The sequence below is a fragment of the Bradyrhizobium sp. GW821-FHT13H05 genome (genome assembly GCF_058804065.1).
This window is the reverse complement of the sequence record NZ_JBXAPO010000018.1, coordinates 43288-67573: the sequence shown is the minus strand read 5'-3', so window position 1 is coordinate 67573 and position 24286 is coordinate 43288. Positions and strand designations below refer to the sequence as shown.

At 64.5% G+C, this 24286-nt stretch carries 33 protein-coding genes; 18 read left to right on the top strand and 15 right to left on the bottom strand.

What is annotated here, in order from left to right:
• Window positions 1-28: 28 nt before the first annotated feature.
• Both AC1RR3_RS34015 and AC1RR3_RS34010 read left to right on the top strand, forming a co-directional pair.
• Window positions 29-421 carry a hypothetical protein gene (locus tag AC1RR3_RS34015; RefSeq protein ID WP_492828918.1) on the top strand — a complete coding sequence of 131 codons (393 nt, stop codon included), beginning with the start codon at window positions 29-31 and terminating at the stop codon, window positions 419-421.
• Window positions 422-436: 15 nt separating this feature from the next.
• Window positions 437-1126, top strand: coding sequence for a glutathione S-transferase family protein (locus AC1RR3_RS34010; protein WP_492828916.1), 690 nt, complete (start codon window positions 437-439; stop codon window positions 1124-1126).
• 123 nt (window positions 1127-1249) lie between these two features.
• On the opposite strand, the gene AC1RR3_RS34005 is transcribed toward AC1RR3_RS34010, so the two are convergent.
• The gene (locus tag AC1RR3_RS34005) at window positions 1250-1684 is read right to left on the bottom strand and encodes a hypothetical protein (protein WP_492828914.1); all 435 of its coding nucleotides are present in this window, start codon (window positions 1682-1684) and stop codon (window positions 1250-1252) included.
• A 505-nt stretch (window positions 1685-2189) separates the two neighbouring features.
• On the opposite strand from AC1RR3_RS34005, the gene AC1RR3_RS34000 reads away from it, so the two are divergent.
• The 4 genes from AC1RR3_RS34000 to AC1RR3_RS33985 all read left to right on the top strand — a co-directional run bounded on the left by AC1RR3_RS34000 (window position 2190) and on the right by AC1RR3_RS33985 (window position 4228).
• Window positions 2190-2573, top strand: a complete 384-nt coding sequence (locus tag AC1RR3_RS34000) for a RidA family protein (protein WP_492828912.1) — start codon at window positions 2190-2192, stop codon at window positions 2571-2573.
• 166 nt (window positions 2574-2739) lie between these two features.
• A complete protein-coding gene (locus AC1RR3_RS33995; RefSeq protein ID WP_492828910.1) occupies window positions 2740-3000 on the top strand; it encodes a hypothetical protein in 261 nt (86 codons plus the stop codon).
• Between the two features lie 241 nt (window positions 3001-3241).
• Complete coding sequence (locus tag AC1RR3_RS33990; protein ID WP_492828908.1) at window positions 3242-3493, top strand: hypothetical protein; 252 nt, start codon at window positions 3242-3244, stop codon at window positions 3491-3493.
• Between the two features lie 93 nt (window positions 3494-3586).
• Entirely contained in the window at window positions 3587-4228 is a 642-nt protein-coding gene (locus AC1RR3_RS33985; RefSeq protein ID WP_492828906.1) for a hypothetical protein, read from the top strand.
• A gap of 6 nt (window positions 4229-4234) precedes the next feature.
• Here AC1RR3_RS33985 and AC1RR3_RS33980 read toward each other — a convergent pair whose 3' ends face one another.
• A complete protein-coding gene (locus tag AC1RR3_RS33980) occupies window positions 4235-4720 on the bottom strand; it encodes a J domain-containing protein (protein ID WP_492828904.1) in 486 nt (161 codons plus the stop codon).
• 111 nt (window positions 4721-4831) lie between these two features.
• On the opposite strand from AC1RR3_RS33980, the gene AC1RR3_RS33975 reads away from it, so the two are divergent.
• Both AC1RR3_RS33975 and AC1RR3_RS33970 read left to right on the top strand, forming a co-directional pair.
• Window positions 4832-5599 carry an SDR family NAD(P)-dependent oxidoreductase gene (locus tag AC1RR3_RS33975; RefSeq protein ID WP_492828902.1) on the top strand — a complete coding sequence of 256 codons (768 nt, stop codon included), beginning with the start codon at window positions 4832-4834 and terminating at the stop codon, window positions 5597-5599.
• A 198-nt stretch (window positions 5600-5797) separates the two neighbouring features.
• On the top strand, window positions 5798-6043 hold the full coding sequence (locus tag AC1RR3_RS33970; protein ID WP_492828900.1) for a helix-turn-helix domain-containing protein: 246 nt from the start codon (window positions 5798-5800) through the stop codon (window positions 6041-6043).
• On the opposite strand, the gene AC1RR3_RS33965 is transcribed toward AC1RR3_RS33970, so the two are convergent.
• A complete protein-coding gene (locus AC1RR3_RS33965) occupies window positions 6040-6279 on the bottom strand; it encodes a hypothetical protein (RefSeq protein ID WP_492828898.1) in 240 nt (79 codons plus the stop codon). The genes AC1RR3_RS33970 and AC1RR3_RS33965 overlap by 4 nt on opposite strands.
• Before the next feature lie 158 nt (window positions 6280-6437).
• Here AC1RR3_RS33965 and AC1RR3_RS33960 point away from each other — a divergent pair, with 158 nt between their 5' ends.
• Entirely contained in the window at window positions 6438-6959 is a 522-nt protein-coding gene (locus AC1RR3_RS33960; RefSeq protein WP_492828896.1) for a collagen-like protein, read from the top strand.
• 3 nt (window positions 6960-6962) lie between these two features.
• On the opposite strand, the gene AC1RR3_RS33955 is transcribed toward AC1RR3_RS33960, so the two are convergent.
• Together AC1RR3_RS33955 and AC1RR3_RS33950 are read right to left on the bottom strand one after the other, a co-directional pair.
• A complete protein-coding gene (locus AC1RR3_RS33955; RefSeq protein ID WP_492828894.1) occupies window positions 6963-7178 on the bottom strand; it encodes a hypothetical protein in 216 nt (71 codons plus the stop codon).
• A gap of 96 nt (window positions 7179-7274) precedes the next feature.
• Entirely contained in the window at window positions 7275-7541 is a 267-nt protein-coding gene (locus tag AC1RR3_RS33950) for a DUF2277 domain-containing protein (protein WP_492828893.1), read from the bottom strand.
• 124 nt (window positions 7542-7665) lie between these two features.
• Here AC1RR3_RS33950 and AC1RR3_RS33945 point away from each other — a divergent pair, with 124 nt between their 5' ends.
• Window positions 7666-8727 (top strand): alpha/beta fold hydrolase, encoded by a 1062-nt coding sequence (locus AC1RR3_RS33945; protein WP_492828891.1) that lies wholly within the window; start codon window positions 7666-7668, stop codon window positions 8725-8727.
• A gap of 173 nt (window positions 8728-8900) precedes the next feature.
• Window positions 8901-9254, top strand: coding sequence for a hypothetical protein (locus tag AC1RR3_RS33940; protein ID WP_492828889.1), 354 nt, complete (start codon window positions 8901-8903; stop codon window positions 9252-9254).
• 6 nt (window positions 9255-9260) lie between these two features.
• Here the strand turns inward: AC1RR3_RS33940 and AC1RR3_RS33935 are convergent, their stop codons facing one another.
• On the bottom strand, window positions 9261-9503 hold the full coding sequence (locus AC1RR3_RS33935) for a hypothetical protein (protein WP_492828887.1): 243 nt from the start codon (window positions 9501-9503) through the stop codon (window positions 9261-9263).
• Window positions 9504-9548: 45 nt separating this feature from the next.
• Window positions 9549-10952: a S8 family peptidase gene (locus tag AC1RR3_RS33930; RefSeq protein WP_492828885.1), complete on the bottom strand. Its 1404-nt coding sequence runs from the start codon at window positions 10950-10952 to the stop codon at window positions 9549-9551.
• 203 nt (window positions 10953-11155) lie between these two features.
• Between AC1RR3_RS33930 and AC1RR3_RS33925 the strand changes: the two genes are divergently transcribed.
• Window positions 11156-11758 carry a pyridoxamine 5'-phosphate oxidase family protein gene (locus AC1RR3_RS33925; RefSeq protein ID WP_492828883.1) on the top strand — a complete coding sequence of 201 codons (603 nt, stop codon included), beginning with the start codon at window positions 11156-11158 and terminating at the stop codon, window positions 11756-11758.
• An 80-nt stretch (window positions 11759-11838) separates the two neighbouring features.
• On the opposite strand, the gene bfr is transcribed toward AC1RR3_RS33925, so the two are convergent.
• Complete coding sequence (gene bfr, locus AC1RR3_RS33920) at window positions 11839-12327, bottom strand: bacterioferritin (protein ID WP_092021671.1); 489 nt, start codon at window positions 12325-12327, stop codon at window positions 11839-11841.
• 129 nt (window positions 12328-12456) lie between these two features.
• Window positions 12457-12729 (bottom strand): (2Fe-2S)-binding protein, encoded by a 273-nt coding sequence (locus AC1RR3_RS33915; protein WP_458162749.1) that lies wholly within the window; start codon window positions 12727-12729, stop codon window positions 12457-12459.
• Between the two features lie 576 nt (window positions 12730-13305).
• On the opposite strand from AC1RR3_RS33915, the gene AC1RR3_RS33910 reads away from it, so the two are divergent.
• Together AC1RR3_RS33910 and AC1RR3_RS33905 are read left to right on the top strand one after the other, a co-directional pair.
• The gene (locus AC1RR3_RS33910; protein WP_492828880.1) at window positions 13306-13638 is read left to right on the top strand and encodes a hypothetical protein; all 333 of its coding nucleotides are present in this window, start codon (window positions 13306-13308) and stop codon (window positions 13636-13638) included.
• A 216-nt stretch (window positions 13639-13854) separates the two neighbouring features.
• Window positions 13855-14139, top strand: a complete 285-nt coding sequence (locus AC1RR3_RS33905; protein ID WP_492828878.1) for a hypothetical protein — start codon at window positions 13855-13857, stop codon at window positions 14137-14139.
• Window positions 14140-14222: 83 nt separating this feature from the next.
• On the opposite strand, the gene AC1RR3_RS33900 is transcribed toward AC1RR3_RS33905, so the two are convergent.
• A complete protein-coding gene (locus tag AC1RR3_RS33900; protein ID WP_492828876.1) occupies window positions 14223-15449 on the bottom strand; it encodes a lytic murein transglycosylase in 1227 nt (408 codons plus the stop codon).
• Window positions 15450-15456: 7 nt separating this feature from the next.
• Window positions 15457-17106 carry an energy-dependent translational throttle protein EttA gene (ettA, locus tag AC1RR3_RS33895; protein WP_492828874.1) on the bottom strand — a complete coding sequence of 550 codons (1650 nt, stop codon included), beginning with the start codon at window positions 17104-17106 and terminating at the stop codon, window positions 15457-15459.
• A gap of 234 nt (window positions 17107-17340) precedes the next feature.
• Here ettA and AC1RR3_RS33890 point away from each other — a divergent pair, with 234 nt between their 5' ends.
• Both AC1RR3_RS33890 and AC1RR3_RS33885 read left to right on the top strand, forming a co-directional pair.
• Entirely contained in the window at window positions 17341-17556 is a 216-nt protein-coding gene (locus tag AC1RR3_RS33890; protein WP_492828872.1) for a hypothetical protein, read from the top strand.
• Window positions 17557-17687: 131 nt separating this feature from the next.
• A complete protein-coding gene (locus tag AC1RR3_RS33885) occupies window positions 17688-18650 on the top strand; it encodes a D-2-hydroxyacid dehydrogenase family protein (protein WP_492828870.1) in 963 nt (320 codons plus the stop codon).
• Window positions 18651-18708: 58 nt separating this feature from the next.
• Here the strand turns inward: AC1RR3_RS33885 and AC1RR3_RS33880 are convergent, their stop codons facing one another.
• A complete protein-coding gene (locus AC1RR3_RS33880; protein ID WP_492828868.1) occupies window positions 18709-19908 on the bottom strand; it encodes a L,D-transpeptidase in 1200 nt (399 codons plus the stop codon).
• Window positions 19909-20278: 370 nt separating this feature from the next.
• Between AC1RR3_RS33880 and AC1RR3_RS33875 the strand changes: the two genes are divergently transcribed.
• Entirely contained in the window at window positions 20279-20989 is a 711-nt protein-coding gene (locus AC1RR3_RS33875; RefSeq protein ID WP_492828866.1) for a hypothetical protein, read from the top strand.
• Between the two features lie 162 nt (window positions 20990-21151).
• On the opposite strand, the gene sseA is transcribed toward AC1RR3_RS33875, so the two are convergent.
• From sseA to AC1RR3_RS33860, 3 genes are all read right to left on the bottom strand, one after another.
• Window positions 21152-22003 (bottom strand): 3-mercaptopyruvate sulfurtransferase, encoded by an 852-nt coding sequence (gene sseA / locus AC1RR3_RS33870; RefSeq protein WP_492828864.1) that lies wholly within the window; start codon window positions 22001-22003, stop codon window positions 21152-21154.
• A gap of 142 nt (window positions 22004-22145) precedes the next feature.
• Window positions 22146-22559, bottom strand: coding sequence for a rhodanese-like domain-containing protein (locus AC1RR3_RS33865; protein ID WP_007613708.1), 414 nt, complete (start codon window positions 22557-22559; stop codon window positions 22146-22148).
• 128 nt (window positions 22560-22687) lie between these two features.
• Complete coding sequence (locus AC1RR3_RS33860; RefSeq protein WP_212329541.1) at window positions 22688-23863, bottom strand: vWA domain-containing protein; 1176 nt, start codon at window positions 23861-23863, stop codon at window positions 22688-22690.
• A gap of 152 nt (window positions 23864-24015) precedes the next feature.
• On the opposite strand from AC1RR3_RS33860, the gene AC1RR3_RS33855 reads away from it, so the two are divergent.
• The gene (locus AC1RR3_RS33855) at window positions 24016-24261 is read left to right on the top strand and encodes a GlsB/YeaQ/YmgE family stress response membrane protein (protein WP_492828862.1); all 246 of its coding nucleotides are present in this window, start codon (window positions 24016-24018) and stop codon (window positions 24259-24261) included.
• Window positions 24262-24286 lie beyond the last annotated feature (25 nt).

Genomic DNA, 24286 nt, shown 5'->3' with positions numbered 1-24286 from the left:
CCGGTGCGCGTCATTTGCAGGAAACGCCATGAGCGACGATCTCACCGGGGTCTGGGACGGCACCTACATTCAGCCGGGCACGGGAATGGTCACATTCACCGCGACGCTGGTCGAGACCGCAGGCGTGCTCGGCGGGACCATCAGCGAGCCCTGCTCGAACCCGCGCTGCCCGGTGCGAACGCACAACGCCTTGATCACGGGCCGTCGCGCCGGCAGCGCCGTCTCGTTCGTCAAGCGCTACGAACCATCAGGCTTCGGCTTCGACACCGTGCCTTACGAAGGTGTGCTGAATGCGGAAGCGACCGAGATCGACGGGCGCTGGCAGCTGCCGCGCTATTCGGGATCGTTCCTGATGATCCGCGCGACCAGGCCCGCGCAGGCGGTCACCACCGGCACACAGGCCGACGAGCCGCCGCGCTAGAGAGAGCGAGCAACCATGCTGACCCTCTATTCCTACCCGGACCTGTTCGGCGTCGCCGACAACAACGGCTACGGCCTCAAGGTCTACGCCTTCCTGAAGCTCGCGGGCGTGCCGTTCGTGCACGAGCATGTGTTCGATGCCTCCGCCGCGCCGCGCGGGCAGCTGCCTTACGTCGTCGACGACGGCGAGACCATCGGCGACAGCGAGACCATCATCGCGCATGCGATCGCCAAATATCGCCTCACCATCGATGCCGCGCTGTCAGCCGAGCAGCGCCGGACCGATCATTTCGTCACCCGCATGCTGGATGATCTCTACTGGGTGATGTCGTATTCGCGCTGGAAGGACGAGCGCTTCTATCCCGCCTTCCGCGACGGCTTCATCGCGCAGCATCCGCAGATCGACGCGGCCGGATTCGAGAAGGCCAAGGCCTACAATGCGCAGCGCTATCATTACCAGGGCATCGGCCGCTACACGCCCGACCAGGCTTACGCGCGCGGCCTTGCCGATCTGCAGGTGCTGGCCGAGATCGTCCCCGCGGCAGGCTTCGTGCACGGCGCTGCACCGACCAGCTGTGATGCCGGCATCTACGGTTTTGTCGCGAATATCTATTACGTCCCGATCCCGACGCCGCTGAAGGCCTTCGTCGATGCGCACACAAACCTCGTGGCACATTGCGAGCGGGTTCATGCGCTGGTGCGTTAGACCGTAGGGTGGGTTAGCGCAGCGTAACCCACCACTGTTCGTCTCCGCGGAAACCAAAGAGGTGGGTTACGCCCAGCGGACTGCGCTTCGCACATCCGCAAGGCTAACCCACCCTGCGCGATCCTACCGCATCGTGATCGCAAGCCCGCTCAGATCCGCATTCGCCATCAAACCGACCTGCGTGCCGCTCAGCTCCAGCACCGCGCCCTTCTGGTTGGTCAGCACGATGGCGCGGGCGCCGCGGCCCACCGCAATGCCGGCACCAGCAGCGCCATAGACGCCGGCAACATCGGAGGGGCGGTTGATGTTGGAGACGCGGCCGCGCAGCACGGTCTTGGAACCGCCGAAGACGAGGCCGTAATCGAGACCGCCGGTGGACAACGAATAGGAGCGGCCGCGGAAGTTGAGCACGCCCGAGCCGCCGGAACCACCGATGATCCAGCCCGCCTTGTAGATCGTCAGCACCACGGTGCCGCCGTCGGCCAGCGCCGAGGTCGTGAGGCCGGCGAGCGCAGCAAGGCCGACCAGCGCGGCGCGAAGGGTGGATACGATCTTCATGAACAGTCTCCGGGGGCTATTGTCTTGGGAAGGAAACGAATCAGACGCGGTCAATCTATCCGATGGATCGCGGCGGCAACATGATGGGTTGGAGTTTCCGCAAGTACGGTGGCGGCTCAACGCGCGGAAGGTTCTCGTTCTCCGTCATTGCGAGCGCAGCGAAGCAATCCAGAATCTTTCCACGGAGACAGTCTGGATTGCTTCGCTGCGCTCGCAATGACGAGGAGGACGGATTCCGGCCTCTCCTGCCAGGGGGCATTGCGCGGGAAGAGGCGAAACTGCACTCGCGGCCATCATGCCATTCTGCCCCTGTTTTGCCCGACGGCGCAAGCGAAATATTTCGTTTTTTACGAACAAGAGAAAACATCAATGATTTCTGCTTGATGTCTACTGTGCATGGGGTTGTTTTCGCATTTTTTGTTTCCGCCCCCTCTGCCTCATGCCGATTGCAACGCCCCCGCATGCCGCTACGCTCATGCTTCCGCCCCTGGTCCGAGGTGATCCCATGCCGATCCAGCATTTCGCGCCCCCACCGCACGTCAAGGCGCCGCCGCTGTCCTTTGCGACGCGCGTCGGCGACCTGCTGTTCGTCTCCGGCATTCCCGGCTTCGACGCAGCCGGCGCGCTGCCTGACGGCTTCGAGGCGCAGTTCGCCAATGTCGTCGTCAACATCCGCCGCGTGCTGGACGAGGCCGGCGCAACTGTCCGCGACCTCGCCAAGGTCAACGTGCTCTTGACCCGCGCCTCCGACGTTGCCGCCATGAACGCGCTCTATGCCGGCGCCTTCGGCCCGCCGCCCTACCCTGCACGTACAACTTGCGTGGTGCAGGCGCTGCCCGATCCGAGGATGCTGATCGAGATCGAGGCGGTGGCCTCGCTGGCGAAGTGATCGACGCCTGGCCCGTGTGTCTTCCCGTGTGTCTTGCAGGGCACGCGACCAAACCAATTGCGCGCGCCGGTCTGACATATCCGTGAACGGCCGCTCCCCGGCTTGCAAAGGGCCTGCTTTTACCGCACGAATTTTCAAGTCACACTTCCCCACAAGGAGATACTTCATGCGTCGCGTTCTCGCCCTCTGTGCCGTTGCCGGCATCGCTAGTTCCGTGCTTGCCATGCCCGCCTCCGCGGCGCCCGGCTATTACGTGATCCGCTGGGACAACACCGGCATCTGCCAGGTCTGGAACGAGGAGCTGAAGTACAAGCCGTTCCAGTGGGGGGTCTCGACCTACAAGGTCGTCAGCAAGCCGCTCCCGACCTTCACCGCCGCCTCCGACCTCCAGATCAAGCTGCGCGCAGAGCGCCGCTGCACGCTCTAGGCCTCAAGCGACGAAACGGATTCTGAGGGCGGGTCGCGCAAGCGATCCGCCCTTCTTATTTGTGGCGGGCAGCCCCTCGTTCTCCAGCCGAAGGCCTGCATTTCCGGCACACGCCGTTTGAACCTCGTCAGCAGGCGGAACTACTCACATCTTGTCCGGGGCGCGCTCCCCCAAAGCGTCCCGCACCACCCCTCCCCTCATTGTCGGGAGGCGCATCCAACTTTCATTTGAGGAGCTGATCATGCGTCGTATTTCCGTGCTGTGCGCTGCCGCCGGTCTTGCCATTGCGGCTTTCGCCGCCACCAGCCAGGCCGAAGCCGGCTATCATCTGATCCGCTGGCAGAACGGCGGCTTCTGTCAGATCTGGGACGAGAGCATCCCGACCACGCCGTGGCCTTCCGACTACACCCGCGTCAGCGCCACCGTGCCGACCTTTGTCGACGCGCTCATGCTGAAGGACCACGCATTGAAGGACGGCCACTGCTCCTGGTAGGATTCGATCGGCGGACGACAAGGACCGGGCAAGGATGCGATGCTAGCATCCTTGCCCGGTCGCGTTTCCATCCAGTCCCTGTGGGGTCCATCGATGCGCACGCTCACGACGACGGCAGCCATCTTCTTCACTGTATCGCTCGCGCTCGTCTCCGCGGCGCCCGCGCAAGCGCCGCAATCCTTCCGCGTGATCTCGCCGATCTTCGGCCAGCTCGTCAGCTTCGCGATGTCGTCGAACTTCGTCGCGGTGTTCGAGGACACCAAGGACGGGCACTACATGCGCGAAGCCGTGCTGAAGGGCGAGACGCTTGAGCTTTGGACGCAGATGATCACGGTCACGGGCGAGAAGGGCATGACGCTGACGCCAGGCGCCTCGCCGGAGAAATTCGCGGGCGCCATCGCCGGCGGCTTCAAATCGGCCTGTCCTGACAGCTTTGCGGCAAGACCGTTCGGCGCCATGCATTTCGGCCGCTTCGAGGGGTTCGTCGCGGTGATCGGTTGCGGCCGCATCGACAGCGGCCCGACCCGGCACAGCGAGACCGCGCTCCTGATCACGCTGAAGGGCACGGCCGACTACTACACCATCCAATGGGCCGAACGCGGCCCCGAGAGCGACGAGCCGCCGGTCAATGACGAGCGCTGGCAGGCGCGCCTGCTGGAGCTCAGCCCGATCGAGCTCTGCCCGATCGTCGCAGGCGAAGCGGCGCCCTATTCGAGCTGCGTGAACAAGAGCTGAGCGCTCTCACGCGTCCTTGTGCGCGCCGGGATGAATCAGAATGTCACGCGCGGCGGCGAGGTCGATGAAGGCTTCCGCACTGCCGCCGTGGTCGGGATGCATGCCCTTGGCGGCGCGGCGATAGGCCTGGTTGATGTCCTCGCAGGTGAGCTGCACTGCGAGCGGCAGGCCGAGCATCTTGCGGGCCCGATCCTCGCTCGACAGCTTCTTCGGCATGGCGTTGCGGCGACCGAAGCGCGGCGCGGTGAGATCGTGAACGACGTCGAGGACCACGCCGATCCGGCGCCGGGCCGCCAGCGTGACGCTTTGATCGTCATTGTCAGCGGCCTGGCGCAGCACCGGAAGCGCCTGCTCGGCCGCCTGCCGCAGCACGGTATCGGTGCTCATCCGCACGATCTCGGCCACGAGCCGGCCTGCTTCGGCCCAATTGGCAGACTCCGCCGATCGCAGGCGCTCAAGCGCCAATTTCCAGGATTCCAGCCGTTCCATCATGCGCGCAACGTTTAGCAATGAAGCGCAGTATGCCAAGCCGGCCGTTTCCGACCCCTTAATTTCGAGTTAGCCTTTCATGAAACTTCGAAACGAAATCGGGAGGAAATTGTCATGGCATTGCTCGCAAACCACATCGCCGTCGTCACGGGCGCCGGTTCCGGCATCGGCCGGGCCATTGCGACCGGCTATGCGCGCGAAGGCGCGCAAATCGTGCTGCTCGACGTCAACGCCGATACGGTCGCGGAGGCCGCGAAGGAGATCCGCAACGCCGGCGGCAAGGCCGAGAGCTTTGCGCTCGACGTGACCAAACGCGACGACTGCTTTGCGCTGGCCAAGCAGGTGGCCGACAAGGTTGGGCAGGTCTCGATCCTGGTGAACAATGCCGGCATCACCCGCCGCAACGCCTTCACCGCGGACACTGAGACGGTGGCGAAGGACTGGAACGACATCATCTCGCTCAACCTCAACGGCGTCTTCAACGTGACGCAGGCCTTCCTTGGCCCGCTTCGCGCAACCAAGGGCCGCATCGTCAATATCGGCTCGATCCAGTCCTTCGTGCACCTGCGCACGCCGAGCTCGGCGGCCTACACCACCTCGAAGCATGGCGTGCTCGGCTTCACCAAGGCGCTCGCGGTCGAGCTCGGCAAGGAAGGCGTCCGCGTCAACGCGATCGGGCCGGGCTTCATCGAGACCAACATCAACGCCAATGTGCGCGCCACCAATCCGGCGCTGGTGCAGGCCTTCGTCGATCACGCCCCGCTCGCGCGCACCGGCAAGCCCGAGGACATCGTCGGACCCGCGATCTTCCTTGCCTCGGATCTGTCGGCCTATGTCACCGGAACGATCGTGATGGTGGACGGCGGATATCGGACGGTGTGAGGCGCGAGATACGTCCGCATCGCTATGCATCTCGTGCCAATCGCGGCGCGATCGCGGCATTCCCAAGGTCAATTGGTGCGATCGCGCGGAATTAACTTTTCATTAACCAAACCCGCCCACCGTAGATCTACGGCCTGGGGGTCGTTTGTTCTCGATCCGCTTCCAGCGAAGGAAGCGGGCGTTGATCGGGGTGTGTTGATGACCACTGTTCATGTCGCGGCGCCGCAGGACGCACAATTCCTCGCTCCGAACCAGATCGTTCCGCTGCTGATCGGCGCAACCGTCGACGAGGTCGAGCGCGAGCTCGTGCTCCAGACGCTTGCTCGCTGCGACGGCAACCGCACGCGTGCATCGCGCGTGCTCGGCCTGTCGGTGCGCACGCTGCGCAACAAGATCAGGATCTATGCCGCCTCCGGCATCGACGTGCCCGCCTATCACGACTAGCGCGTGACGACGCGACCGACCAGTCCGCCGGCGAGAACCGCAAGCGCGAGGATCGCGACGGCCGCCGCGATCAGCTCGATGGTGCGGAGCACGAAGGCCGTCATGACAGCCCATGACGACTGCGGCTCCTCGGCAAAGGCGACCGGCACGACGTCAGGCACGAGCAGATGAGCAAGCCCGACTGCGACTGCAAGGATGACTGCCGACAGGCAGAAGATTGTCCACGCGGCTCGCATTGGTCGCTCCTCGCAAGGTTGTGGCCGTGCGCAATTCAATGACACGGCGTCCCGGGCCGCCGATTGATGTTGATCAAGCTTGTCGCGATGCGCGAGCGGAATTGCTGCTGTCGTCAAACGCCGCTAAGTAGCTTGCTTCCGCGAGAGGGAGCAGTGGCGTGGCAGACGATCAGGGACGGCAGGGACCTCCGGGTCCGCGTGGGCGGCAGGGCGAGCCGGGACGACCGGGACCGCAAGGTCATCCTGGCAAACGGGGCCCCGACGGCACGCGCGGCAAGCCAGGACCGCAGGGCAAGCCGGGTCCGGTCGGCAAGGCCGGGCCATTGGGCAAGGCCGGCCCGCAAGGCAAGCCGGGCGAGGCCGGTCCGCGTGGAGCCGCCGGCGCGCAGGGACCTGCCGGACCGCAAGGGCCCGCGGGTCCGCAAGGCCCGCGTGGCGAGGCGGGACCGCCCGGCCAGCTGCCATCGATCGAGCAGGTCCTGCCGTGGCTTGAACAGCTCTTCGACGCCTGGGACGAGCGCCGCCGCCAGCGCGAGCGTGAGGCCGCCGAGCGCGAGGCGCTGGAGGCCGCCGTGCAGGAGACCGACGAGCCGATCGTCGATGACGAGAGCGACGACAGCGAAGGCGACGATCACAAGAAAAAGAAGAAAAAGAAGAAGCACGGCCACAAGGACGATTAGCGGCTACTTCGACTGGTCGTCGCGTCGCGGCAGCATCCCCATGCGCTCGAACTGCCAGCGCATGGCGCGATACCAGAGATAGCCGACCGCAGCGCCGCACAGCGCCAGGATGACGACGTTGGCGCTCGAGAACGAGCCGCTCCACCACATCATCCACGCCGTCCACAGCAGCGTGAAGACGATGGCACCTGCTTTCAGCGGAAGAAGGGGGCGGCTCATGGTCGTGCTCCGGGCTGTCAAAACCCCGGCAGACATCATGGCAAATTGAGGCGCTCCATACCGTGAGCCAGATCACGGAACGGGTCGCTGGCACCGCTAGCCAAAGCGCAACCGCGAGCGTTCCTTTGCCTTCTCGGCCTCGACCTCACGGTCGCGCGCCGGCGCATGGGTGTGCAGCGAGGTCAGAAGCCGGCGCGCCGCTTCCGACACCTCCGCTACCGCGCGGTCGAACGCCGCCTCATTGGCCTGCGACGGCCTGTTGAAGCCGGACAGTTTTCGCACGAACTGGAGCGCGCTGGCGTGGATCTCATCCTCCGTCGCCGGCGGTTCGAAGTTGAACAGCGTCTTGATGTTGCGGCACATGCGGTCTCTCCGGTGTTTCCCTCTAAGACGATTTGCGGAGCCAAAATCCTACATCCTTCTCCACGGTTCTGCTAAGTTCCGACCAACGCGGCCACCGATGACGAGCCGCAACGGGGAGAGAAACATGAAGGCATCCTGCGCCGCGCTGTCGGCCGTTCTGCTGTTCATTTCAACGTCAGTCATGGCCGCCGACTATCCGGCACCCAGGCAGGGCGACTGGATCGCCAAAGACTTCAAGTTCCACACCGGCGAGACCATGCCGGAGCTGAAGCTGCATTACACCACCGTCGGCGAGCCCTCAGGCCAGCCGGTGCTGGTGCTGCACGGCTCCGGCGGTTCGGCCGCGAGCATGCTGACACCGAGCTTTGCCGGCGAGCTGTTCGGCGCGGGACAGCCGCTCGACGCTTCCAAATATTACATCATCATTCCCGATAGCATCGGCCATGGCAAATCGTCGAAACCGTCCGACGGCATGAAGACCAGCTTCCCGAAATACGACTATGACGACATGGTCGAGGCGCAATATCGTCTCGTGACGGAAGGGCTCGGCGTCAAGCATCTGCGGCTCGTCATCGGCAATTCGATGGGTGGCATGCACACCTGGCTGTGGGGCGAGAAATATCCGAAGGCGATGGACGCGCTGATCCCGATGGCCTCGCAGCCGACCGAGATGGCCTCGCGCAACTGGATGCTGCGGCGGATCATGCTCGACACCATCCGGAGCGATCCTGATTACAACAACGGCAACTACACCAGCCAGCCGCGCATGATGAAATACGCCATCACCGCCTACGGCATCGCCAGCATCGGCGGCACGCTGGCTTATCAGTCGCAGGCACCGACGGCGGCCAAGGCCGACAAGATCGTCGACGAACGCCTTGCCACACCGATCACGGCGGATGCCAATGACTTCGTCTACCAGTGGGAGGCCTCGCACGACTACAATGCCGGCGAGAGGCTGGAGACAATCGAAGCCTCGCTGCTGCTGATCAACTCCGCCGACGACGAGCGCAACCCGCCGGAGACCGGCATCACGGACGCTGCGATGAAGCGCGTCAAGAACGGCCGCCTCTACCTGATCCCTGCCAGCACCGAGACCCGCGGGCACGGCACCACCGGCAACGCAAAATTCTACAGCGAGCAGATCAGGCAATTGCTGCAAACCGCACCGCAGCGGACGATGTGAGACGGCGGACAGCACGTCCTGATATCGCAATGCATCATATGCAGCGCCTCTCACGCCGCATATTATTTGAGCATGCAATGCGCTGACAGCTCGGGCTTAATCGCATCAACGATACGAATCGACGCGTGGGACAATCGCGCGTCGCAGGCTCGACACGCGATGAGGAGGATCGCATGCGCAGGCTCGCGCTGTGCGTCTGGCTGGCTGCGATGACGGCGCTGACAAGCGCCGCGTTCGCGTTCGACAACGGGCAGTACGACCACGTCTCGCCCGACATCCGCGCATGGTTCAAGAGCGTGATCGCGCCGAACGGCGTGCCCTGCTGCGACATTTCCGACGGTCATCGCACCGACTATGACGTGCGCAGCGGCACCTATTGGGTGCCGATCGAGGGACAGTGGATGGAGGTGCCCGAGCGCGCCATCATCCGCGATCGCGGCAACCCGGTCGGCCAGGCCGTGGTATGGTACGTCCACCATCGCGGCGCCATCATCATCAGCTGCTTCGTGCCGGCGGATGCGGTGTAGAACCACTCAGGCCTTGAGGTCTCGCTTGGGCGAGGCCTCGACATATTCGATGTCATCGCCGAAATCGTCGAGCGCGGCGCGAATGGATTTTGCGTCGGCCTCAGCGACGGTGAAGATCGCGGCGAGGGCTTGCCGCTTCTGTCCCGGAAACAGGCTCTCGGCGACATAGCCGGCATCGCCGAGCGTTCTGATGATCATGCGCCGCCGACGCTGATCGACATGATCGTGGAATTTGAACTGCACGGACATGCTGAGAAGCTAGCCGTTCGCGGCACCCGATCAAGCGCGCAGAATCTATTTTTGTCGCTTTCTCGTCTTGGCGGCCTTCTTGCCTGTTATCCTACCCGCCTTTACGCGGCCGAGCGCAGCGGCAATATCCAGAAGGCCGGCGCCGTATTCCGGCGTAAAGTCCTTGCCCCGCATCGCCGGCAATTTGGTCGCAGTCGCGATCAGGCGCCTGGCAACCGCAAGCCCGGCCGTTCTGGATTTCGGCTTGTCGATGTAGACAAGTGCAGCGGCGCCCGTCACATGCGGTGTTGCCATCGACGTCCCGGGCCAGGAATCGTAGCTGACATGATCGGCGAAGCTTGCCTTCACCCTGGGCACCGTCGACAGGATATTGACACCCGGCGCGACCAGCTTGATGTGTTTCCCCGTATTGGAGAACGAGGCGCGCCGATGCGACTCGTCGACGGCGCCAACTCCGATCGTGTCCGCGTATCCCGCCGGATACTCCTTCGGATTGCCGTCCTCGAACTCGTTACCCATCGCGGTTGAGATGACGACGCCGGCATCGATCAGCTGGGCGAAGATCGTCGCTTCGGCCTTGGAATGGTCCTCACCGCCAATGCTGAGGTTGATCACCTTGATGTTGGAATCGAGCGCGGCCGCGAGCGCCTTGCTGTAGAACTCGAAGTTGAAGTTCTCGTCGTCGCCTGCGCGCTTGGGATCGTCGAACACCTTCCAGCAATGCAGCCGGCAATTGGCAAGGCCCGCGATACCGACCGAATTGTTGACGGCGGCCGCGATCGTGCCGCTGACGTGTGTGCCATGGCCGAGAAAATCGCGCGTCCCGTTGCCGTCGTGCCTGTAATCCTCGATCGCTGCTGCGAGATCGGGATGTCGGGCGTCGACACCGCTATCGAGCACGGCGACATGAACCCTCCCCGCTCCCGGTCGCGGTCGATCGAACCATCTGATGGCGCGAAGGCCCCACTGCCGAATCTTCATCGGATCGGCGGCGGCACTGAGCCACCGGTTGGGAACGGGTTCGACCAGATCCATCGCCTTGGATGCACTCAGCCGCTTCAGGGCTCCTGCATCTATCTTCCTGTCCTTCACCTGCACGATCTGAAATCCGGCCAGCGCCTCTCGCGGTGTCTGCGTTGCGGAGCGCGCTATCGAGCGATGCACCGCGGCCAAAGCCATCGCCTGCGGCTGCGCGGGTGCACCACCGCCGTCGACCACGAACAGCGGCCTCATCGACTGAAGCCCGAAATTGTCGTGCAGGAAATCGAGCGGCCCCCTGACGTCATCGGGCATCGCAGCCGCCAGCGCGCGCGGCGTTGTCGCCTGAAGCGAGATCGCCGCGATCTGCCGGGCGAGGGCTGGCTTCAGCCGAATGATGAACTGTCCCGGAACATGCTTGCGACGGCGCGGCCGATCGCCCGCGACCCGCATTGCCTGCGTTGCGGCCATGACGAATTCCTTCCTTGAAAAACGATAAAGTACACCACCCGTTATAAGCGAAATGATTGATCTACGCCACCTGTGCCATCCGGATCGCGCCTGCTCCCGATCGCTGCGTCATGCCGTGGCGACGCCGGGCCGCACATGCTATTTCGGGGATAGCGACCGAGCCGGAGAGTGCTATCCTGTGCCCCTCAATCAGGGAGACCTTCGTGACCGACCTTTGCGCCGAAGACCTCGCCACCATCTATGCCAAACCGAGCCCACGCGTGATCGCGAAAGCACGTCCCGCGATCGACGCGCATGCGCAGAAGTTCATCGAGATGTCGCCGTTCTGCGTGCTCGCGACATCCGGCACTGACGGCAGCGTCGACGCCTCGCCCCGCGGCGGCGGCATTGGCTTCGTCCGCGTCGCGGGCCCCAACCAGTTGCTGATGCCCGACCGCTCCGGCAACAACCGGATCGACAGCTTTCGCAATGTCGTCGAAGGCTCGGGCTTCGTGCACATGTTGTTCTTCGTGCCCGGGATCGACGAGACGCTGCGCGTCGGCGGCCGCGGCACGCTGTCGGCCGATCCGGATCTGCTCGCCTCGATGGTGGAGTTCGGCAAGCCGCCGCGCGCAGTGCTGAACGTCGCCGTCAGCGAAGTCTATTTCCACTGCGGCAAGGCGCTGATGCGCTCAAAACTGTGGTCGCCGGAGAAGGTGCAGCGCTCGGTGATGCCAAGCATCGGCCAGGTCATTCACGACCAGACGGGCCTGGGCGAACCGGAGAGCCAGGAGATCGTGGAGGAGCGCTACAAGACGCAGCTGTAGCTGGCGCGTTCGCGGCTCAGACAAACCGTCATGCCCGGGCTTGTCCCGGGCATGACGAATGGAAAGAAGCGAGCCGGAGCTTAATGCCCCTCGCCCTCGAGCCCGCCGACGTGCTTCTGGGTGTAGAGCTCGAGGCCGATGCGGCCGATCAAATCGAGCTGGGTTTCGAGGAAGTCGATGTGGTGCTCTTCGTCGCTCATCAGCTTCTCGAACAGGTCACGCGTGACGTAGTCCTTGGCGCTGTTGCAATAGCCGGCCGCCTCTTGGTAGAGCGCCCGCGCGCTCATCTCGGCGGCGAGATCGCACTCGATGATCTCCTTGACGTTCTGGCCGATGCGCAAGGGATCGAGCACCTGCATGTTCGGGAAGCCGTCGAAGAACAGGATCCGCTCGGTGAGCTTGTCGGCGTGCTCCATCTCCTCGATGGACTCCTTGCGCCAGACCTTGGCCATGTCCCGCAGGCCCCAATTGTCGAGGAAGCGGTAGTGCAGCCAGTACTGGTTGATCGCAGTCAGCTCGTGACGCAGTGCCTTGTTGAGATAGTCGATGACTTTTGCGTCGCCCTGCATGGTTCACTCCAGCTCTTGCAGTCCAAATCGGCCCTAAAGCCGAATTTAGAACGCTTCTAAATCAGTTTACTAATGAGGGCAACCGGCTACGGGGACGCAGCCGGGGAAAAGCCGACGATGGGGAAATTCTCAGCAGGCCGCGAGAGCGAACTGGGCGGGCTCGGCCGTCTCGTCATTGGCGGCCACGGTGTGGCTGTGGGGACAGCCGGAGCAGCAGGACTTCGCGCAGGGGCCAAGCGCTTCGTCGATGATGGTCTTGATGGTGCGGGCGCAGCGGCCGCACTCGGCGCTGCAGCCGAGGCATCCATAGACCTGCTTGGCATGACGCACCGCATCGTCGGACTCGGCGACGGCGGCGCGGATGTCGTCATCGCTCAGCACGTTACAGGAACAAACGATCATGGAAGCGGTAGGCCCTTCGGTGATGCGCCATCATCGATATTTAAGGGGCCGTCCGGATGCAAAGGGAAAAACCGGTATTTGAAGCTATTCCAAACTGGCCGGAAACAGCCTAGAACGGCTCTAAAATAGGGTGTTGCGCTGGATCAAGATGGCAGCGGACCTAGTCGCCGCCGCCTCCTCCACCGTCGCCACCGCCCCCACAATCTCCACCGCCTCCGCCGCCATCGCTGCTGGAACAGGCGTCGGTCGAGTTCCCCGAGCTATCGCTGGAGAACCAGCTGCCTAGCGAGAAGCCCTCGCTGCTCCCCGAATAGCTGTCGCCTCCCCCATCGCCTCCGGTCGCAGCGCGCGAGCGCCGGCCGCGGTTCTGGAGATGAGTGAACCAGCCATAGCCGATCGCAGAGACGATCCCGGCGGCGATCAAGGCATTTATCATCGCATTGCCCATCGTCCCCTCCCTAGCGAAGCCCGATCCATATCAATTGGTCGCGCCCGGCAAAGATGCCGTTCATTGATCATTCAAACGAAATATGGAACTCTGGTTCCCAAACAGTTCCGCGTTTGAGAGGACAGCCAATGAAGAGATCGCTCCTGGCAGTTGCTGCCGTCACCATTCTGGCTCTGACGGCCGGAACACCGGCCCATGCGCAACGCGGCGTTGCCGCGGGCGTGGCCGCCGGCATCATCGGCGGTGCCATTGTCGGTGGCGCGCTGGCGTCTCCGTATTATTACGGACCCGGCCCCGGTTATGGTCCGGGCTATGGCCCCGGCTACTACCCGCCCCGCTACTATGCTCCGGGTCCGGGCTATGTCGCCGACGACTATTACGGCGACGGCTGCGTCTGGCAGAAGCAGCGCTTCTGGGACGGCTATGCCTGGCGCATTCGCCGCATCCGAGTCTGCGGCTGAGACGCCTTCAACCAAGCCGGTTCACGACGGTTGCGCCGTTCATCTCCGGGCCTGAAAAAGACCGCTTTTTCTCGTCACAGCTCTGTGTGCGTTTACTGTGGATTGACCATTTGCGCGCTTCCTAGCTGCAAGGCCAATTCCATCAGAGTCTGCGTGAACCTTTGAACCCCGGGCGCTTCTAACAAGGAGCGTCCATCTCTCAGGAGAGCCAAGAGCATGAAGAAGACTTTAGTTGCCGCCCTCACGGTTGCGACGATCGCCGGTTCGCTGGTGACCGCCACTCCGTCAGCCCAGGCCCATGACGGCGTCGGCGTCGGCATCGCCGCCGGCCTGCTCGGCGGCGCCATCGTCGGCGGCGCCATCGCATCGAGCCGCCCCGCCTATGGCGGCCCGGTTTACGTCGCTGAGCCCGGCCCGCCGCCCCCGCCCTGCTACTGGCAGCGCCAGCGTTATTGGGATGGTTACGGCTGGGTCGTGCGCCCGGTTCGCGTTTGCTACTGATCTGATCGCACGGCGCTCATCAGCGCCGCGATCAAAGCCCGGCCGAGACCATCGGCCGGGCTTTTTTCTTTTGAAAGGCTTGTTCAGCGCGCCGCCTGGATCGAACGCAGCACCTCTTCGCTCGGCCAGCAATCGACCTTGAGCCCTGCCGACTTCTGATAGGCGCCGAGCGCGGCGCGCGTCTGCATGCCGGCCTTGCCGTCGATCTTGTCCTTGTAGAGCCCGACGCGCGTGAGACCGCGCTGCATGGTCTCGACGTCCTTGGTGCGCAATTGCTTCGAGGCCGACCATGCCGTCGCGAACGGCAGCGGGCTCGTCATGCGGTCGCTGAGATGGCCGACGAACAGCACGTAGAGGTCGGAGAAATTGTACTCCTTGATGACGAAGTAGTTCTTCGTCGTGAGGAACGCCGGACCGTAAATGCCCTCCGGCTGGAGCAGCGATGCCGGCTGCGCCTGCTCGGTAGCGCTGAGCTTTTGCCCGCGCACCGGCACAAATCCGTCGCGCAGCCACTGGCCGATCGGCTTGGTCACTTCAGGCACGCCGGTGGTGCAATCGACCTTCGCCGGCGCCTGCACCTCGTAGGCCCAGCGCACGCCGCTCTGCCAGCCCTTGTTGACGAGCTGCTGTGCGGCCGAGGCCAGCGCATCCGGCACCGAGTGCCAGATGTCGATGCGGCCGTCGCCGTCGAAATCGACGCCGTGCTTGTAATATTCTGACGGCAGGAACTGCGTGAGCCCGGTGGCGCCCGCCCAGGACGAGCGCATGTCCTTGCGCGTCACCACGCCTTCGCCGAGGATTTTCAGCGAGAGGATGAACTCGTTGCGATAGGTGTCCTTGCGGCGGCCGACATAGGCTTGCGTGGCCAACACGCGGACCAAATCATAAGGCAGCGTGTAGCGACCGTAATCGGTCTCACGGCCCCAAATCGCAAGCATCACGGTCGCCGGCACGCCGGAGCTCTTCTCGATCTCGGTCAGCGCGGTGCGATATTTCTGCAGCAGCCGCTGCCCCTCGCCGGCAAGGCGCGCGATCGAGGCGTCCTTGACGTAGTCCGCCGGCACCTGCACGAACTCGGCCTGCGACGGCGCGCCGATCGCGGGCCGTCCGGGCAGGATCAGATCCGGCAGCTTATAATCAGGCTCGAGCCCGCGCGTCTGTTGGTCGAACGTCGCGCGCGACACGCCGGCGGCCTGCGCCTCCGGCCAGAGCGAGGCGATGAATTGCGTGAAGGCCGCGTCAGCAGCGCGGGCGGGTGACCATCCGCAGGTGACCACAATCACCGCAGCGATGAGCGCCCGCCGCATCATGCCGCCATCACCGCGTCAGCTTCTTGTACTTCACGCGGTGCGGAATGATGCTGTCCTGGCCGAGCCGGCGCATCTTGTCCTTTTCGTAGTCCTGGAAGTTGCCTTCGAACCATTCGACATGGCTCTCGCCCTCGAAGGCGAGGATGTGGGTCGCGATGCGGTCGAGGAACCAGCGGTCATGGCTGATGATGACGGCGCAGCCGGCAAAATCCTCCAGCGCCTCTTCGAGCGCACGGAGCGTGTCGACATCGAGGTCGTTGGTCGGCTCGTCGAGCAGCAGGACGTTGGCGCCGGACTTCAGCATCTTGGCCAGATGCACGCGGTTGCGTTCACCGCCGGAGAGCGCACCGACCTTCTTCTGCTGGTCCGCGCCCTTGAAGTTGAACGACGAGCAATAGCCGCGCGAGTTCACTTCCTTCTTGCCGAGCAGGATCAGCTCGTTGCCGCCGGAGATCTCCTCCCACACGTTCTTGTTGCCGTCGAGCGCATCGCGCGACTGGTCGACATAGCCGAGATGCACGGTCTCGCCGACCGTGATGGTGCCCTTGTCTGGCTTCTCCTGCCCCGTGATCATCTTGAACAGCGTGGTCTTGCCGGCGCCGTTGGCGCCGATCACGCCAACGATGCCGCCGGGCGGCAGCTTGAAGGTGAGATCGTCGATCAGGAGACGATCGCCATAGCCTTTGCTGAGCGCTTCGAAATCGACCACGTTGGCGCCGAGCCGCTCGGCGACGGGGATGATGATCTGCGCGGTCTGGGTCTGCTTCTCGCTCGCCTGCTTGAGCAGGTCCTCATAGCGCTGGTAGCGCGCCTTGGACTTGGCCTGGCGTGCCTTCGGCGACGAGGCGACCCATTCCTGCTCGCGCGCAATCGTCTTCTGGTGCGCGGCGTCCTCGCGTCCCTCCTGCTCCAGCCGCTTCTGCTTCTGCACCAGCCAGGACGAGTAGTTGCCCTCGTAGGGAATGCCTTTGCCGCGATCGAGCTCGAGGATCCAGCTGGTGACGTTGTCGAGGAAGTAGCGATCATGGGTGACGATCAGGATCGCGCCGGGATAGTTGCGCAGATGGCCCTCGAGCCACGACACCGACTCGGCGTCGAGATGGTTGGTCGGTTCGTCGAGCAGCAGCAGCTCGGGCTGGTCGAGCAGCAGCTTGCACAGCGCGACGCGGCGGCGCTCACCGCCGGAGAGTTTCGTGACATCGGCATCGTCGGGCGGGCAGCGCAGCGCGTCCATGGCCTGGTCGACCTTGCTGTCGAGATCCCAGAGGCCCTGGGCCTCGATCTCGTCCTGCAGCTTGGTCATCTCGTCGGCGGTTTCCTCGGAGTAGTTCATCGCCAGCTCGTTGTAGCGATCGAGGATGGCCTTCTGCTTGGCGACGCCCAGCATGACGTTCTCGCGCACGGAGAGCGCCGGATCGAGATGCGGTTCCTGCTCGAGATAGCCGACGCGGGCGCCCTGGGCGACCCAGGCCTCGCCGTTATACTCCTTGTCGAGGCCGGCCATGATCTTGAGCAGCGTCGACTTGCCCGAGCCGTTGACGCCGAGCACGCCGATCTTGGCGTCCGGGTAGAAGCTCAGATGGATGTTATCGAGCACCTTCCGGGTCGGGTAGCTCTTGGTCAGGCCCTGCATGAAATAGATGAACTGGCGCGCCATCGGTCCCGTGAAACCTTCGATTTGAGGAGATTTGCTTAGCCAGCGATGTAGCGATCCCGCCCCCAAAGGGCAATGTTTTCCCTCCGTTCACCACGGATGAATACGGGACGGACACCATCCGGACCCCGATCCGGACAATTGAAACCATCTTTTAATAAATCAGGCCAAAGCTCGGTTTCGCGCGGAAACAGCGCCACCCGCTCAGAACGAACGGGGAGCACAGCGAGGCCCATCATGGCTCTGACCGAGACCCATTCTCTCCCTGTTCCGGCAGAAGCCGGCAGCCCCTCCGCGCTCGTCTCGGAGATCAAGGGCTTCTGGAAGCGCTTCTTCGCCACCGCCTTCAACCCCTACCGGCCCGAGCTGCACTACATGCGCGGCCCCGGCCCTGCCTGGCGCGCCAAGCACGGCATGGATGCGCCGTTCCGGCTGAAGCCCCGCGACCTCTGAGCCGCCCTCTCCTATCGGATTTTTGAAGACCCAAGCGGCTTGCGCGCGGTCTGATTGCGCGCAACCATGGCCCGGTTCCGACGACGGCGCCCTCGCCTGGCGCTATCACCTCTCGCCATGGATGAACGCTGATGAGCCGGCTGCGCTGTGCAATTCTCGACGACTATTTTGACCTCGCCCTCAACCTTGCCGACTGGCCGAAACTGTCCGACCGTGTCGACGTCACCGTGTTCAGCCATCCCTTCGCTTCCGAGCAGGCCGCGGCCAGCGCATTGGCGGATTTCGAGATCATCTGCGCGATGCGCGAGCGCACGGCGTTCCCCAAGAGCCTGTTCGAGCGCCTGCCGAAGCTGAAGCTGCTCTTGACCTCAGGCATGCGCAACGCCTCCATCGACATGGAGGCCGCGAAGGCGAAAGGCGTTGTCATCGGCGGCACGCAATATTCGCGCGATCCGACCGCGCCCCTCACCATGGGCCTGATCCTGGAACTGACCCGCGGCATCGGCCGCGAGAACGCGCGCATGCATGCCGGCGAGCCCTGGCAGACCTTTGCTGGTGTCGAGATCGAGGGCCTGACGCTCGGCGTTGTCGGGCTCGGCAAGCTCGGCAGCAAGATGGCAGGCATCGCCAAGGCGTTCGGCATGAACGTGATCGCCTGGAGCCCGAACCTGACGCCGGAGAAGTGCGCGGCGGCCGGTGTCGGCTATGCGACCAAGGAGGAGCTGTTCGCCAAGGCCGACATCATCACCATCCACGTCGTGCTGAGCGAGCGTTCGCGTGGCCTCGTAGGCCGTGACGACCTCGCGCGGATGAAGCCGACCGCCTTCCTCGTCAACACCGCGCGCGGGCCGATCGTGGACGAGCAGGCGCTGCTGGAGGCCCTGCAACAGCGCAAGATCGCGGGCGCCGGCATCGACGTGTTCTCGGTCGAGCCGCTGCCGGTCGACCATCCCTTCCGCAAGCTCGACAATCTCGTGCTGACGCCGCATCTGGGCTACGCGACCGAGGACGGCTTGCGCATCCATTACGGCCAGATGGTCGAGGCGATCGACGCCTTCACCAAGGGCGGCGAGCTGCCGCGCAAGCTCGCCTGAAACGACGAAGGGCGTGCCACCGGCACGCCCTTCCGCAATCTGAATTGTCAGGAAGCGCTTAGCGCACCGTCACCGGCGCGGGCAGCGGCGGAACCACGGTCGGCTGAGTACCAGGAACGGGGCCAGCCTGGGCGGCCATCGGAGCCGGGCCGGGCGTGGGCGCAGCGGAAGCCGTCGCCGTTCCCGGCGCCGGACCACCCGGCATCACCACCACGCGGGTGCCGACCTTGGTGCGCGCGAACAGATCGGAGACGTCATCATTCAGCATGCCGATGCAGCCGGAGGAGACGAACTTACCGATCGTCGAGGGCTGGTTGGTGCCGTGGATGCGGTACACGGTCGAGCCGAGATACATCGCGCGGGCGCCGAGCGGATTGCCTTCACCGCCGGCCATGAAGCGCGGCAGATAGGGCTGGCGCTCGATCATTTCCGCCGGCGGATGCCAATCCGGCCACTCCGCCTTGCGGGTGATCTTCTGCACGCCGGTCCAGGTGAAACCGTCGCGGCCGACGCGGACGCCGTAGCGGATCGCACGGCCGTTGCCGAGGACGTAATAGAGGTAGGTGTTCGGGGTATCGACGATGATCGTCCCGGCCGGCTCCTTGGTCGCGAGCGAGACTTCCTGACGGCGCAGGTTCGGCGGCAACTGCGCCGGTGCCGCGTCAGGCTGCTCCTCGGGCGGCAACGAGGCGATTGCCATCGGGCGGCCATCAGCGCCAACGGGGGGCTGTCCGGCCTGGACCGCGCCGGTCGAGGCGGGACCGCCGACGGCTTCCGGCGGACGCATGCCGTCATTGGCGGGCGCCTGGACATATCCTTGGCCCGAACGATCGCCATAGATCACCGCCGGCGGACCGGCGGGACGGCCATAGCGGGGATCGTCGGGCGACATCACGGGACCCTGCGGCGGCGCAGCCGAGTAGACGGGAGCACCGGCGGGACGGCCATAACGGGGATCATCCGGCGACATCACCGGGCCCTGCGGCGGGGCGGCCGAATAGACGGGCGGGCCAACGGGGCGGCCATAGCGCGGATCGTTGGGCGGGATCGGGCCGGGCGGCGGCAGCGACGCCTGCGGCATCGCATCGTCATCATCTTCCAGCGCGTCGAAATTCGGCGCGCGGTCGCCGGGGCGATATTCGGCCGGCGCGCCATAGCTCGGCGCCTGCTGGACCGGATAGCTCTGGGCCTGTGCGAGCGAGGTTCCCGCCGCAGCGACTGTTGCGGCAGCGCATATCGTCAGAAAATGTTTGATCATCATCGCTCTTGTATAGTCCCCAGGCCCGATCGGACCGTTAACGGCCAGATGACCGAAGATAGCGGCACATTCAAGACATTACAGGCTGATTTGTGCCCGATTTAGCGATTTGTGATGCGAGCGCACACCGTTGCTCCGTTGCATCACGGGGATGGAAATCGCTTCGCGCCGTAGATTGCCGGAGTCTTCAGCCCCGGATTTTACGGAACGGCGCAGAATCGTTGCGGTATGTTCGAATCAGCCTGATTCGCCGCCGCTTTGAACTCCGATTCCGCGTGGCGAACGCGGCAACCAGTACCGTCACCGCGTTCAGATGGCTCATGGGCCCTGGCTACCCACGCCGCCGGGGCGGAAATTCGTAACCTGTCCGATGCTTCCCGGCTTTCGCTTTCTGTTTGCCGCGATCCTGCTGTCAACCTCCATCCTGGTGTTCGGCCTAGGCGCCGCCGCGCTGCTGCGGGCGAGCCATGAGCAGTATGTCAGCAATCCCTCCTGGCGGGATGGCCCGCAGGAGCAGGTGTTCGCGCAAGCGCCCGAGCCGGCGCAGCCAGTGCTCGCGGTCCTGCGCACCGAGCCGGAGGTGGCCGCCGAGCCGGCGCCGTCGCTGCGCGACCAGGTGCCGACCATTGCGCTGCCAATGAGCGAGCCCGAGCAAGTTGCCGCAGTGACGACCGAGGCCGAAGCTCCGCAGCGGACTGAGGCCACCGAACCGGCCAAGGCCGAGGCCACGACGGACGCCGCAGCTCCCGCCGACACGCTGACCCAGGCCGACACCACCGCATCGATCTCCGAGGCCAAGCCTGCCGCGACCGTCCCCGAAGCACCGCGAACCGCGGCCCCGGTGCTGGCATCGCGCGTGGCGGACATTGCGCTCGCCAGGATGGCTGCGCTGAACGACCTCGCGCCGGCCAAGACCAAGGCCGACAGCAACGCGGCCAAGCCCCGTGCGAACAAGCCGAAGAAGCGTCACCGCATCGTGCGGCGCCCGCCGCCTCCGGTTCAGCAGCTCGATCCGTTCGGACAGCCGCAGCAGCAGCAGCAGCAGCAGACTTTCGCGACGACGACGACGCGCCCGCGGTGATCGTTCACCTCTCCCCGCTTGCGGGGAGAGGTCGGATCGCTCTTGCGATCCGGGTGAGGGGGACTCTCCACGCGTCTCACTCTCACCGCCCCCACGGAGACTCCCCCTCACCCCAACCCTCTCCCCGCAAGCGGGGCGAGGGAGCACACCGTCGTCGCCGCTCTACGCCGGCCCGGTCGCGATCGGCGGGCCTTTTTCCTGGCCCCATTCCGACCATGAGCCGTCGTAGAGCGCGGTGTCGGTGACGCCAAGGCGATACAGCGCGAGCGTCAGCACGCCGGCGGACACGCCGGAGCCACAGCTCGTCACGATCGGCGCGTCGAGCTTGACGCCGGCGCCGGTGAAGGCGGCACGCAGGTCCTCGAGCGGCTTCATGGTGCCGGTCGCGGCATCGAACAGCTGATTGTAGGGCACGTTGCGGGCGCCGGGGATGTGGCCGGAGCGGATGCCCGCGCGCGGCTCGGGTGCGCGGCCTTCGAAACGCTCGGCGGCGCGCGCGTCGATGACCTGCTCCTTGCTGCTTTCGACGTTGGCGACGAGTTGCTGCATGCTGCGCACGCGGTTTGAATCGTAACTCGCCTTGAAGGTTTGTGGCTTCGGCTTCACCTCGCCGCTTTCGACCGGACGGCCCTCAGCGCGCCACTTCTTCAGGCCGCCATTGAGGATGCGCACATTGCCGTGGCCGAAGGCCAGGAACATCCACCATGCGCGGGGCGCTGCGACCCAGCCGCCGGCATCGTAGAGCACGACGGTGTCGCTATTTCCGATGCCGAGATTGCCGACATCACGACCGAATTGCTCGGCGCTCGGATACATGTGCGGCAGCGGATTGGAGTGGTCCGACACCGCATCGACGTCGAAGAACGCCGCCCCCGGCAGGTGCGCGGCGAGATAGTCGTCCTTCGGCAGCGGCAGCACACCCGGCAGCTTGAAGCTGGCGTCGAGGACTTTGACGTTGGCGTCGTTGATGTGGGCGGCGAGCCATTCGGTGGAGACGAGGGGATCGGTGGTCATGCGGCTTGTTCCTTGTCATTCCGGGGCGTGCGCAGCACGAACCCGGAATCTATCGCGCGGCAGTGTTGGTGGATGAATGGATTCCGGGTTCACGCTTCGCGTGCCCCGGAATGACGGGTGGAGAGAGCGAAGACCGCGCCCCTCACCCCTTCTTCTTCGGCTCCCACTGCTCCACCGGACCGCCGGCGTCGCGCCAGGCGGCGTAGCCGCCGGCGATGTGGGCGACGGGCTTCAAGCCCATGTCCTGCGCGGTCTTGGCGGCGAGTGCGGAGCGCAGGCCGCCGGCGCAATGGAAGACGAACTTCTTGTCCTCCTGGAACACAGGCTTGGCGTAGGGGCTCTGCGGATCGATCCAGAATTCCAGCATGCCGCGGGTGCAGGCGAACGCACCGGGGATGCGGCCGTCGCGCTCGATCTCGCGGGGATCGCGGATGTCGACGATGACGACGTCGCCGTTCTTGGAGATCTCGATGGCGTCCTTGGCGGTGAGCGTCTCGATCTCGGCATTGGCCTCGTCGATCAGCGCCTTGATACCGCGGGTGATGGTCTGGGGCATGGGTCTTCCCTTCTTCTCTTCCGTCGTTCCGGGGCGATCGCGAAGCGAGCGAACCCGGAACCTCGATCGGCATCAACAACTGCGAGATTCCGGGTTCGCGCTACGCGCGCCCCGGAATGACAGCAGTGCTAGTGCGTCAATTCCTTCATCGCACCTTCCAGCCCCTCGATGGTGATCGGGTACATGCGGTTGGCGAAGATGCGTTTGATGATGGTGGTCGATTCCGAATAGTCCCAGTGCTTCTGCGCGACCGGGTTGAGCCACACCGTATGCGGATAGGTGCGGATGATGCGGTCGAGCCAGACCGAGCCCGGCTCCTCGTTGACGTGCTCGACCGAGCCGCCGGGCACCATGATCTCGTAAGGCGACATCGAGGCGTCGCCGACGAACACGACCTTGTAGTCGTGCGGGTATTTATGCAGCACGTCCCAGGTCGGCGTGCGGTCGGTAAAGCGGCGCTTGTTCTGCTTCCACACGCCTTCATAGAGGCAGTTGTGGAAGTAGAAATACTCCATGTGCTTGAACTCGCTCTTCGCCGCCGAGAACAGCTCCTCGACCTGCTCGATATGCGAATCCATGGAGCCGCCGATGTCGAAGAACACCAGCAGCTTCACCGCGTTGCGCCGCTCAGGGCGCATGTGGACGTCGAGATAACCGTGATTGGCGGTCTCGCGGATGGTGGTGTCGAGATCGAGCTCGTCGGGCGCGCCGGTGCGGGCGAATTTGCGCAGGCGGCGCAGCGCCACCTTGATGTTGCGGATGCCGAGCTCGACATTGCCGTCGAGGTCCTTGAACTCGCGCTTGTCCCACACCTTCACGGCGCGGTTGTTGCGGTTCTTCTCCTGGCCGATGCGGACGCCTTCGGGATTGTAGCCGTGCGCCCCGAACGGCGAGGTGCCGGCGGTGCCGATCCACTTCGAGCCGCCCTGGTGCCGCCCCTTCTGCTCCTCGAGCCGCTTCTTCAGCGTCTCCATGAGCTTGTCCCAGCCCATGGCCTCGATCTGCTTCTTCTCTTCCTCGCTGAGGTACTTTTCGGCGAGCTTCTTCAGCCACTCCTCGGGGATCTCCGCCTTCTCCATGGCATCGAGCAGGCTTTCCAGCCCCTTGAACACCGTGCCGAAGACGCGGTCGAACTTGTCGAGGTTGCGCTCGTCCTTCACCAGCGAGGTGCGCGACAGATAGTAGAAATTCTCGACCGAGTAGTCCGACAGATCAGCGTCGAGCGCCTCCATCAGCGTGAGGTATTCGCGCAGCGTCACGGGGACCTGCGCATCGCGCAGAGAGGTGAAGAATTGCAGGAACATGGGTGACAGATTGCCCGTCGGGTGGCGAACGTCAAGGGGCGGTCCACCTCTCCCATAGGGAGAGGTGAAGCGAAATCGCGAGCGCGGGTAGACCCAACGCCTTTTTGCTCTAGAATTGGGCGCACCACGAGGTTGTTTTGGGGACGTTTGCAATGGGAATTCTCGCAGCACTCATCATCGGCGCGATCGCCGGCTGGCTTGCCGGCAAGATTGTCCACGGGGCGGGATTTGGCCTGCTCGGCAACATGGTGGTCGGCATCATCGGCGCGCTGGTCGCAGGCTGGGTGCTGCCTCAGCTTGGCGTCGCGCTCGCGACGGGCACGCTGGGCTCCATCGTGGACGCCACGATCGGCGCGGTGATTGTGCTCGTCATCCTTTCGCTGATAAAACGGGTCTGAAAGCCTGACCGAACCAGGAACGGCC